Raw genomic sequence first — 11,860 nt, forward strand, 5'->3', positions numbered from 1 at the left:
ATAGAGAATAGGAATTACGGCACGGTCACAATCCTTGACCATTTGCATGAGCTGGTGTTCTGGTAAAGTGTTTTTTGATTCCATACACTGTTTTGTCAGATGCTTCAACAAGGCTAGACTGGGTACTTGTTCAGCGTGCAGGTCATTATTTATTCAGCAGTACAAAAAATAATTTTGCCCTAATTGCTGATTTGCCAATGCAAGTTTAAGATAAACCCTTTAGATTAGCCAATATGCCTGCATTTTTTTATCTTTGCTCTCCATTTAACTTGCTAAAAGCAGTGTGCTAACCGACTTTATTGCTTATTTTTTCCAAATACAACCAGAAATAAGATGTTGAAAAGATTGCTGCGACAACTTCCGGGTAAAATTATGCTGCTGTACGGCATCTGTTTCTTCATTTGGGGCTGTAGCAGTTCAAAGCCAGTGGAAACGAGCTCCAATGACCGACCCAAAAACGTAATTTTAATGATCGGCGATGGAATGGGCTTATCACAGATCAGCGCGGCCATGTTCAGCAACAACAACCGGCTCAACCTGGAGCAAATGCCCGTGCTGGGTTTTCACAAATCCTATTCCTACGACGATCTGGTCACGGATTCAGCAGCAGGAGCCACCGCTTTTGCCTGTGGCATCAAAACTTTCAACGGGGCAATCGGGGTGGACAAGGATACCCTTCCCCTGAAAACCATCCTGGAAGAAGCCGAAGAAAATGGCATGGCCACTGGTTTGATTGCCACTTCTACAATCGTACATGCTACCCCGGCAGCATTTATTGCCCACGTGGTTTCAAGGGAACAGTATGAGGAAATCGCCGTAGACATGCTCAAAACGCCCATTGACTTATTGATCGGGGGTGGCAAAAAATACTTCGACCGTCGCGAGAATGACAACCGCAACCTCTACACGGAATTTCAACAAAAGGGGTACAAAGTGAGCGATTATTCCCAGGAGGAAATGACCGAAATGCAATGGGATCCCAGCAGCAATTTCTTGTACCTCACTGCCGATAAGCACCCACTCAACGTGGCAGCTGGCCGTGATTATTTGCCCTATGCCACCAAAAAAGGGTTAGAATTTTTGGAAAAACGCAGCAAAGACAAAGGCTTTTTCATCATGATTGAAGGCTCTCAAATCGACTGGGCCTGCCATGCCAACGATGGCAAACTGGCCATCAAGGAAGCCCTGGATTTTGACCGGGCAATCGGTGAAGCACTCAATTTTGCCCGCGAGCGCGGCAATACCCTCGTCATCGTTACCGCAGATCACGAATGTGGTGGCATGGCCCTCAACCCTGGTTCCAAAATGAACAAGATCGAAACGGCTTTTACCACCATCAACCACACCGCCACCATCATCCCTGTTTTTGCCTACGGTCCAATGTCCAAGCAGTTTTCAGGCATTTTTGAAAACACCAGCATCAACACGAAAATGCGCAATGCACTTGGTTTTCCTGAACACAAGCCTCAAACCACCAACGGAAGTACCAATGACCGCAAGTGAAGTTGGCACAACTTCGGATTTGGACAAAAAAAATCTTGTGGATTTTTTTGCCTCGTAAACTGAACAAATCAAAAACTGTTTTATTATAATAGGCTAAAAAAACAACTATCTCTGCTTGCGCGCCATCTTACCGGGCATCAACAAGCAAATGGTTCAAAATATAGTCTTATGAATGTTGAGATTTTGGAAAACCTACAATTAATCAAGGAAAGCGCACGAGATTTTGCGGAATCCTACATTCGGCCTCATGTAATGGAATGGGATGAGGTGTCCCATTTTCCGACAGAACTGTTCCATCGGATGGGACACTATGGCTTCATGGGCGTTTTGGTACCTGAGCATTATGGTGGCGCCGGGCTGGGCTACCAGGAATACATTACCGTAATTGAAGAAATTTCCCAGGTGTGTGGTTCAATCGGCTTGTCGGTAGCAGCTCACAACTCACTGTGCACCAACCACATTCTTTCATTTGCCAACGAGGAACAAAAGCACCACTATTTGCCCAAACTGGCTTCTGGCGAATGGATTGGCGCATGGGGGCTTACCGAACCCAATACCGGCAGTGATGCTGGCCGCATGAAATGTGTTGCGGAGCGCGATGGCGATTACTACGTCATCAATGGCAGCAAAAACTTCATCACTCACGGGGCTTCTGGCGACGTCGCCGTATTGATTGTCCGTACTGGCGAATTGCTCGATAGTCACGGCATGTCCGCGTTCATCATCGAACAAGGTACTCCAGGCTTTCATGCAGGAAAGAAGGAAAACAAACTGGGCATGCGCGCGTCCGAAACGGCAGAAATGATTTTTGACAGTTGCCGGGTGCACAAAAGCCAAATGATCGGCGAAGAAGGGGAAGGATTCATCCAGTCGATGAAAATTCTGGATGGAGGCCGCATCTCTATCGCTGCTTTATCCTTGGGTATCGCCAAAGGCGCTTATCTCGCTTCGGTTAAATATTCCAAAGAACGCCAACAGTTTGGTCAGGCCATCTCCAATTTCCAGGCGATCAGCTTCAAACTGGCCGATATGGCCACCAAAATTGAAGCTTCAGAGTTGTTGGTGCGCAAAGCTGGAGCACTCAAAGATGAAGGTCAAAATGTGACCAAACTCTCAGCTATGGCCAAATATTTTGCCTCGGAGGCTGCCGTAGAAATCTCTACCGACGCCATCCAGATTCATGGGGGCTATGGCTACATCAAGGATTTTCCAGTGGAAAAATTCTACCGCGATGCCAAGTTGTGCACCATCGGAGAAGGAACGAGCGAAATCCAGAAACTGGTGATTTCGAGAGAGATCTTGAAGGGGAGATAAATAGCATAACTAACATTACGCACTTTAACCGCAGAGTATCCGTTGCTCTGCGGTTAAATATAGGGTTAATTTTCACTCCTTCTGGGTGTGAAAAATCAAAAACAACAAAAAAATTCCCGTCAAAAAGTAAGCCGTATCCTGGGCATTCCAGGTTTCAGATTGCCACATCAAAAACCACTCTCCGGCAATAGCCCCAAAAACAAAAAACCAGAGTAAGATGCCAAGGGACAAACCAATGGTTGTTTTGGATTTGGCCAGTTGGAATTCACCATTCTCCGCTTTGACTTTCGTGGCCATTTGGTAGGCCCCCCACAAACAAAAAGTAGCGATCGTACCTTCCAGCAAAATGATGCCGATGTAAAAAAAATGATGCAGGGTATTGCTGTTGATGCTGCGCCACTTGTTGGCTTGAAAGGCAAAAGTGTCGCCCATGCCCGTGACTTTCTCCACAAATTCAAAATTGGAGCCGTAGTCAGTCACGTTGTTGAAAAAAATCAACCCGAGAAAGAGACCAACAATAGCGCTGAAGCAGATCTTGACGAAGCGAATGGTCATATTTTTTGTTTTTAGGAGATGACTCACATTAAGCAGTGCTGTGCATAGCGCTTATCAATGTAAGTAAAGAGGGGCATCACTGCATAAGTAGTGGGGCAAAAATAAGTGATCATTTTTCCTGAGCCAGAGGATTAGATAAGACACTTGAAATGAAACGTTTACTTATCTAATTCTCTGGCAAAATGATCACTTATTTTTTTATCGCCCCTAAGGTGATTTACTTTATTTTTAAACCGTATCTTGAATTGTTTGGGCTTCCTGTTTTTTAAAATTATCGAGGATTTTTCCAGTTATAGTCCGGAAAGCATCCACTTCTTTGGGTTTGAGGCCAGACAAAAGTTTGGCCTCAAATTCATCCATGGCAGCATTGCAAACTTGCAGTGCTGCTTTGCCATTTTCGGTCAAACTGATGCGCAGGATTCGCTTGTGCTTGGGATCGGTTTTTCTTTCCAGCAAGGTTTTTCGCTCCAGGGAGGACACCACTTCGTTCATCGATTGGGGAGTCATTAAAAACCGACGGGACAACTGGGCTGAAGACAAGTCGGTCTCATTGTCTCCCACAAAATTCAACACGATATATTGGCTGGGGGTAATGTCGTAAGCACCCAAAATTTTGATCATTTGGGACGTAACCTCTGTTTCCAATCGTTTGATCAAGTAGATCGTTCTTGCGGGCATACTTTTGTTTGTGCTACAAAAATAGAAAAAACGCTAGTGGTGATGCAAGGTATAGAAAGCATTTTTAATTTTGTCGAGCTATAAGGTTTCCTTATTAGTGCTGAAACCTTTTCAATCGCAAGAACAATGGCCGATCAAACCTTCTCGCGCCGCAACCTCGACTTCCTATTATTTGAGGTATTGCAGGTAGCAGAGCTGATTCAATACGAATATTTCAAGGCCAATGATTTGCTGAAGCTATTTACTCCAGTTGTCAAAACCTTTGGCGCTAAAATGGGTTTCATTGCGATCAATCAGGCCATGCGGAAATTCCAGGAAGTAACGAGTCCACATTTCACGATAGCTGCGCAAGGCAACCTTGACGGAGCAACAAAGTCTCTAATTTAACCATCGATGAAGATAATCATAGCTGGAGCAGGGATTGGCGGGTTGACCGCTGCCCTTTGTCTTCACGAAGCCGGACATGAAGTAGAAATTTTTGAGTCCGTGAAAGAAATCAAGCCACTGGGTGTGGGCATCAACCTCCTCCCCCACTCCATGCGCATCCTGACGAATCTCGGCCTGGATGATAAAATTGCCGAAAGTGCCATTGCAACCAGTGATCTGGTTTATGCCAACAAATTTGGTCAAGTATTCTGGAAAGAACCCCGTGGGCGTTTTGCGGGCTACAAATGGCCACAATTTTCAATACACTGGGGCACCCTACAAATGATTCTGATGGAAGAAGTCATGCACAACATTGGCTTCGACAGCATCAAAACCCAACACCACCTTCAGTCTTTTACCGAAGACGTCGGTGGTGTGACCGCCACTTTCATCAATCGGGAAACTGGAGAGGTGCAAGCCCGTGTAAAAGCAGACATTCTGATCGGTGCAGATGGAATCAACTCGGTAGTTCGACAACTGTTGTACCCAAAAGAAGGAGGCGTAAAGTATTCTGGGAATGTATTGTACCGAGGCACCACGCTGATGAAACCATTTTTGGATGGTACTTCAATGGTGATGATCGGAAGTCTGCGCCAAAAAATGGTGGTGTACCCCATCCAGAATCAATTGACCAAAGATGGCTATCAGTTGGTCCATTGGGTGGGCAATCTTAAAGAAACCGATCAGGAACAGTTGACCACTCAGGACTGGAACCGCCAGGCCGACAAAAAACGCTTGCTGGAGCTTTACAAGTCCTGGAATTTTGATTGGCTGGATGTACCGGCCATGATTGCTGGCGCCGAAAGCATTTACGAATTCCCCATGTCGGATCGAGATCCCCTACCTCGCTGGTCTTATGGCCGGGTAACCCTGCTCGGTGACGCAGCTCACCCCATGTACCCCATTGGTTCCAACGGTGCGTCTGAAGCCATTCTTGACGCCGATGCCCTGGCCTGGGCCTTTATTGAAGAACACGATTGGCAAGCTGCCTTGATGCGCTACGATGCCGAGCGGGTACCTGCCACGGCAAAAGTAGTCTTGCAAAATCGCCAAAAAGGGCCAGACTTCATCATGGATTTGATGGAAGAGCGCTTTCCCCAAGGCTTTACACCTGAAGAGATTCCTCATGCCGAACTGGAAGGCATTATGGAAAATTACAAACGAGTTGCAGGTTTTGACATCAAAACCTTGAACGAAAAAATATAGTAGTACTGAACCGCAATTATTTATTTTTTGAGTACCTCCGCATAACTGACCAGCCTGATCCCCTTCCGCACAATGGCTTCCTTGACTTTTTCGCTGGTGAGTATGGTGGTTACATCCTGGCGGCCCTGGGCTACATCTTCGTAGCCGATGTGCGAAATGGCGCGCAATTCTGCATTGTCGAGGCCGGGATGCTCCACGTAGACGTAGGTTTTTCCAATTTCCAGTTTATCCAGCATGGCAATGAATCCATTGATTCTTTCCTCGGTGGTTTTGTTCTTGAAATCAAAACCGGTGTAATTGATTTGAAATTCTGTGGCGGATTCCACATCCACCATCGGCAGTTTGTATTCGGCGGCAATTTTACGCGCCAGTGCTTTTACTTCGGGGGCAAAAGCGAGGCTGTTCATGTGGCCAGAAACGTGGCTCAGGCGAGGAATGTATTTCAGGGCCATTTCCAATTGTGCCCGCATTTCTTTTTCGACGTCTTCAATTTTCCAGGCATTGTCCATCACCGCCTGCTTGGGATAATAGGCATTTGGGTAAAGCATTTGGTAAAAATACCCATCTGGATTGCGCAAGCTGGGGCAATCGGTCAATGGCCGCCACTTGACATTGTCCCACTCACTGGTGATGGCAAAATGGAGTCCCACGTCTATGCCTTTGTTTTGCTCCAGCATTTTGACTGCTTCAGGAAACCAGGGTGAAGGAACGATGACTTCTATCGAGGTTTCAATGCCTTCCTGATAGGACTTGATCAGGGCCTCGTTGCCAGAATGGGCAAAGCCCATGTCGTCGCCCCGAATGATCAAACGTGGAGCATTGCCGAGCTTGGGCGCAATCACCCCTTTGCTCGGGGTGCGTTTGGAGTAGCGATTGAAGATGTTGATGAAGTCTAGGGAAACGTAATCGCCGTCAAATTTGCACAAGATGGTCTCGGTGTGTGGGCTCTCGATGTACCGCAGGGTCAACTCCAAGGTGGTTTGGTCTTTCCAGGAGTAGCTGCCCGCTACTTTGTACGGGCCAATCCCTACCCGGTTCGACTGTGCTCCAGCAACCAGGTAAGGGCCTAATTTGCTCGTTGTACTCATCTCCCATTTGCCATTGCCAAAACGAATTTGGTGAGCAATCGAATCCGTATTCAAGGTCAAGAGACAGACCTCGTCCTTGAAGGCAACATTAACGCTTTTGAAACTTTTGTCTTTGGTGTAGATCCCAAAGGTCTTGTCTGCAAGGCTGGCTTGCAGCACCGAAGCAGAATTTTTGGGCGGCAGCGGTAGCGCCAAACTGGCGATTTTGGCTTTCAGTTCCGCCTGTAATTTGGGATTGGCGGGCAGTTTTTGGGGCTGAAAAGCGGGCAACAGGTGTTTCCAAATCAGGTTGAACTCCCCCTGCATATCGGGAGCTTCGGCAGTGGTGATGATGACAGCATCTTGCTCAGGCAGCACGATGATGAATTGACCATTGGCTCCATCGCCCCGGTAAGAATTGTTTCTACTCCGCCACATCTGATAGCAATACCCTTGTAACCAGTCACTTGAATCTTTTTTTGCCCGGGGCGCATTGGGGTCTTGCATGATTTTCATAGAAGTGGCTTCATCTACCCAAGTTGTTGGCAAAATTTGTTTGCCCTGCCACAAGCCTTTTTGCAAAAACAATTGGCCAAATTTGGCCATGTCTTCAGTTTTGAGCCGCAATCCCCAGCCCCCTACATTGATGCCCTGAGGGTTGACTTCCCAGTCGATGCCCTGGATGCCCAGTGGGTCAAACAAACGAGGCTTGAGGTAATCGACGATTTTTTGACCCGTTACTTTCTGCACAATGGCCGATAACATAAAGGTAGCCACCGAGTTGTACACAAATTTGGTACCCGGTTGATGTGGGATGGGAATTTGCAAAAACGCTTCAACCCAGTTGGATTCGCTTACTACCACTCCAGTCGGATCGGTATTGTGCCCCACACTCATGCTCAAGAGGTCTTTGATGCGCAATTCTGCCAGGCCTTTGCTGATGTTTACGGGCAAATCATCTGGAAAAAAGGCAGTGACCTTGTCCTCAACGCTCAATTTCTTTTCGACTACCGCAAAACCCACTGCGGTGGCGGTAAAACTTTTGCTGACCGAATACATGGTGTGCTTCAAGTCATTGCGGTAGGGATTCCACCAGCCTTCAGCGATGACCTTGCCGTGCCGCAACACCATAATGCTGTGAAACTCGTGCTTGCCGTTGGAAGCAGCTTCCAAAAAGTTGAGAATCCCTTGTGAAGAAACACCTTCCGCTTCGGGGGTACTGCGGGGAAGGGTGATTGATTTTTGGGCAAGCAAGCTGATGCTCAGAAAGAGGAGAAGGACGGTTGCTCTCATGGTGAAAGGATGTATTGCGATTAGATGCTAAACAAATGTAGCAAGAATAAGCCTTTAAGCGTACCTTTGCGGCTAAATTATCAGCACGGGTATGAATTTTAGCGACTTAAATCTGAATAAACCACTCTTGAACGCTCTTCAGGATCTTGGACTTACTACTCCAACCCCCATCCAGGAAAAGGTTTTTTCGGTGGTTATGTCGGGAAAGAATGTATGTGGAATTGCCCAAACGGGTACAGGAAAAACTTATGCTTATTTGTTGCCCTGTTTGCGGCAGTACGAGTTCAATAAGAAAAAAACGCCCCAATTGTTGATCATCGTACCCACCCGTGAATTGGTAATGCAAGTCGTAGAATCGGTCGAAAAACTGAGTACTTACCTGAGTCTAACTGTGGTCGGGGTCTTTGGCGGAGTCAACCTCAAGCCCCAGGCAGCACAGGTGATGGAAGGGGCAGATGTATTGGTGGGTACTCCCGGACGCTTGATGGATTTGATATCGACCGGCTCATTAAAGACCAAGGGCATCAAGAAATTGGTGATTGACGAATTTGATGAAATGCTGAATCTGGGTTTTCGTGCCCAACTCAAAGTGATCTTTGAATCTATCCCAGAGCGGCGGCAAAACCTCCTGTTTTCAGCAACTTTGAATGAAGATGTTGAAGTATTGATGGATGAATATTTTTACGACCTCGTTCGAATTGAAGCAACGCCAGTTGGTACGCCCTTGGCCAACATCGAACAGAGCTACTACTCCGTTCCCAATTTTTACACCAAACTGAATTTGCTCAAAATGTTGCTGGAAAACCATCCAGAGATGAGCAAAGTCCTGGTTTTTGCGTCCACCAAACACCTGGCAGATCTGATTTTTAATGAATTAGAAAAAAGCATGGGGCGAAAAATCCAGGTCATCCACTCCAACAAATCCCAACCTTTCCGTTTTGCAGCGGTCAACGCCTTTCAAAAAGGGGAAAGCCGGGTTTTGATCGCGACGGACATCATTGCCCGTGGATTGGACGTAGCCGAGGTCACCCACGTGCTCAATTTTGACATGCCCAGTACCGCTGAAGGCTACATTCACCGCATTGGCCGTACCGGACGGGTGGATAAAAAAGGCATCTCTATTTCATTCGTGTCTGAAAAAGAAAAGGAGAACCTGGCCTTCATCGAAAAGCTGATGAACTTTGAAGTGCCACAGGTAGAAACTCCGGTAGAATTAGAGATTGAGGAACGCTTATTGCCTGAAGAGGTACCAAGAGACCACATGAAAATCATTTCGGTCAAAACCACCATCGGCAAAAACATTGGCGCTTCTTTTCATGAGAAATCAGAAAAGAACAAAAAGGTCAATGTAAAAAGAGACCATGTGGCGGAAATGAAGAAGAAGTACGGAAAGTCGTATGAAAACCGGAAACGGAACTAAGTAGTGGGGCAAAAATAAGTGTTCATTTTTCTTGAGCCAGAGGATTAGACAAGACACTTGAAATGAACCGTTTACTGATCTAATCCTCTGGCAAAATGAACACTTATTTTTTTATTGCCCCTAAGACACCGATGAAATAGAATAGACTTGTTGAAAAGAAAATGGGCGACCTTGATGATCGCCCATTTTTTTATCGCCCCTTAGGAATAACTTACACTTTCCTCCTGTGGCAAGAACTCGACATTGATGATCTCGTTCTTTTGCAGAAACAACAGGATTCCACGTACCGTCTCTTTTAAAGTAGGATCTTGCCAACCGTTGGCAGAGGCATTACGGGCAGCCTGGAAGTTGCTGCTGTCGTAAAGCTTGAATTCCATCGCTGAAATGTTTTCAACCGATCTGACCAAAAAGTCGAGCAGCGGAAAAAGCAGGTCTTCCTTGGTACAACGCTCGATGATCACGGGTACAAAATCTTTCAACTTGTAGATTTCAAACTTCGTCCCGGTCAGTTCCGTGATGATGTCGGTGATATCGCGCATGTTGGAATACACATCGCGGGTGACGTGAAAAGTTTTGTTGATGGTATCCGGCATATTGGAAGCGGCCACAATGTTGGAAGCAGCTCGGTCTGCTGGTGAAAAACTGACCTGATTCTGTGCATCTACGCCAATGCCATAATTGATCATAAAGGCAATCAGGCGGATGGAGATGTCAAAATTATGGCCACCACCGTTGATCGAAGGCGTAATCAACGCAGGGCGGAAAATCCGACCTTTGAGTCCACGGCTCATCGCATCCTTGACAATTTGCTCAGACACCCACTTGGTTTGACTGTAACCAAAATCGAGCAGGTTGATGTTGTCGTTAGAATCGGTTTCATACAATACATCTTTTACCGCCCATCCAAAGATAAAGGTGGTGGAGATGTGGTTGAAAACCTTGGGCTGGCCGTCAAAAGCAAGCTTCAGAATCTCGTTGGTACCCACTACGTTGACATTGCGCATCCGGTCGTAGTTGAACAGGTAGTTGACGGTAGCGCCGTTGTGGTAAATTTCCTGGACTTTGGTGGCAAGAAAATCCCATTTTTCCCGACTTAGTCCAAGTTGCATTTGTCCCAAATCACCACATACCGGAATAACCCGTTCTTTGAACAGTGCCTCCAATTCATCGGTCATTGGCTCTACAGATTCCATTGCAGCCAACAAGCGATCCATCCCTTGCTCCTCACTGGAAGCACGAATCAGTACATACACCGTTTGCTCGGTTTGCTCCAGAATGCTTTTCAAAATAAACGGCCCAAAGAAGCCCGTTCCACCAGTAAGCAGTACGTGGGTCGCATGGTGTTGAGCTGGATATACGGGTGCTGGCGGATCAAAAGTCAGGTGCACATCGCTGAGCATGATTTTTTGCTCCAGTACGGTGTGCTCTTTTTGCAGCCTGTCGATCATTTTTTTCAAACGCAAAATGGCGATGGCCGAAGCGGATTCAAATTGCCCAACGAGGTCGAACAATTCCGAAATGGAAATTTCCTGGATCAAACGCAAGTCAATCTGCTTGGACAGCGCGTCGGCACCTTTCTCCTTGAGCAAATCCTTGATGTCGCTCATCAGTACAGCCAGGTCAATCGATTCAAGGCCAGCCTTACCCAGGGTATAGGTTTCGTCACCTTTGAAACCGTATTTTTGTTTGAGGTCATCCAATGGTGAAACGGGGCCGGAACATTCTTCGTGCAAATGCTCCACCGCGGCTGCGCCAGAAAACTGCTGGAGTACGTTAAATTGGCCTGCCTCCCAGAGTTCTTTGGCTTTGTGGCGCATGATCTTACCCGAACTGGTTTTGGGTATTTCTCTGGCGGAAACAAAGGCTATGGTGTGCGTTTGCACGTTCAAGCCTTTGCGAATGGCATTGATAATGGGCAGCGGATCTGGAAGTGACTTAGGATTTTTGACCCCAACTATCACCACAAGTTTTTCTTCTCCTTCAAATATGTCGAAGGCAGCTGAAAATCCATGGCGCACATGGGGCGTAGCGGTTTGTTCAACAATTTTTTCAATATCCTGTGGGTAATAATTGAGTCCCCGAATGATGATCATGTCTTTGGCCCGGCCACAGATGTAGAGTTCATCATGATGCATGAATCCCATGTCTCCAGTGCGGAGGTAATTGTTGGCATTTTGGTTTTCGCCAACGATAGACGCCTGGAAAAGTTTTTTGGTCATGTCTGGTTTGTCCCAATACCCCAGGCATTTGCTTTTTCCAGCAATCCAGACCTCTCCAATTTGCCCTTCCTTGAGGGCGTGGCGGGTATGAGGATCTACAATCCGCACGCTGATGTCGCCCAATGGTGCACCACAGTTCATGATGTTGGTACCGGAATCTGGTTCCGACAATACTGGCA

General features: G+C 46.8%; 9 protein-coding genes. 5 read left to right on the forward strand and 4 right to left on the reverse strand.

Annotated elements, in window-relative coordinates:
• Window positions 1-333: 333 nt before the first annotated feature.
• Together ABW391_RS18635 and ABW391_RS18640 are read left to right on the forward strand one after the other, a co-directional pair.
• Window positions 334-1,503, forward strand: a complete 1,170-nt coding sequence (locus tag ABW391_RS18635; protein ID WP_353483418.1) for an alkaline phosphatase — start codon at window positions 334-336, stop codon at window positions 1,501-1,503.
• Between the two features lie 168 nt (window positions 1,504-1,671).
• On the forward strand, window positions 1,672-2,817 hold the full coding sequence (locus ABW391_RS18640; protein WP_353483419.1) for an acyl-CoA dehydrogenase family protein: 1,146 nt from the start codon (window positions 1,672-1,674) through the stop codon (window positions 2,815-2,817).
• 72 nt (window positions 2,818-2,889) lie between these two features.
• Here the strand turns inward: ABW391_RS18640 and ABW391_RS18645 are convergent, their stop codons facing one another.
• Both ABW391_RS18645 and ABW391_RS18650 read right to left on the reverse strand, forming a co-directional pair.
• On the reverse strand, window positions 2,890-3,372 hold the full coding sequence (locus tag ABW391_RS18645) for a DUF2165 family protein (protein WP_353483420.1): 483 nt from the start codon (window positions 3,370-3,372) through the stop codon (window positions 2,890-2,892).
• A gap of 228 nt (window positions 3,373-3,600) precedes the next feature.
• Window positions 3,601-4,050, reverse strand: a complete 450-nt coding sequence (locus ABW391_RS18650) for a MarR family winged helix-turn-helix transcriptional regulator (RefSeq protein ID WP_353483421.1) — start codon at window positions 4,048-4,050, stop codon at window positions 3,601-3,603.
• 126 nt (window positions 4,051-4,176) lie between these two features.
• On the opposite strand from ABW391_RS18650, the gene ABW391_RS18655 reads away from it, so the two are divergent.
• Both ABW391_RS18655 and ABW391_RS18660 read left to right on the forward strand, forming a co-directional pair.
• Entirely contained in the window at window positions 4,177-4,437 is a 261-nt protein-coding gene (locus tag ABW391_RS18655; RefSeq protein ID WP_353483422.1) for an acyl-CoA dehydrogenase N-terminal domain-containing protein, read from the forward strand.
• 6 nt (window positions 4,438-4,443) lie between these two features.
• Window positions 4,444-5,682 (forward strand): flavin-dependent oxidoreductase, encoded by a 1,239-nt coding sequence (locus ABW391_RS18660; RefSeq protein WP_353483423.1) that lies wholly within the window; start codon window positions 4,444-4,446, stop codon window positions 5,680-5,682.
• Window positions 5,683-5,702: 20 nt separating this feature from the next.
• On the opposite strand, the gene ABW391_RS18665 is transcribed toward ABW391_RS18660, so the two are convergent.
• The gene (locus tag ABW391_RS18665; RefSeq protein WP_353483424.1) at window positions 5,703-8,042 is read right to left on the reverse strand and encodes a ChbG/HpnK family deacetylase; all 2,340 of its coding nucleotides are present in this window, start codon (window positions 8,040-8,042) and stop codon (window positions 5,703-5,705) included.
• A 91-nt stretch (window positions 8,043-8,133) separates the two neighbouring features.
• Between ABW391_RS18665 and ABW391_RS18670 the strand changes: the two genes are divergently transcribed.
• Window positions 8,134-9,462: a DEAD/DEAH box helicase gene (locus ABW391_RS18670; protein ID WP_353483425.1), complete on the forward strand. Its 1,329-nt coding sequence runs from the start codon at window positions 8,134-8,136 to the stop codon at window positions 9,460-9,462.
• 200 nt (window positions 9,463-9,662) lie between these two features.
• On the opposite strand, the gene ABW391_RS18675 is transcribed toward ABW391_RS18670, so the two are convergent.
• Window positions 9,663-11,860, reverse strand: a 2,198-nt coding sequence (locus ABW391_RS18675; RefSeq protein WP_353483426.1) for a thioester reductase domain-containing protein, incomplete at its 5' end; no start/stop codon positions are given.

The sequence above is a fragment of the Haliscomenobacter sp. genome (assembly GCF_040403615.1).
GTDB lineage: Bacteria > Bacteroidota > Bacteroidia > Chitinophagales > Saprospiraceae > Haliscomenobacter.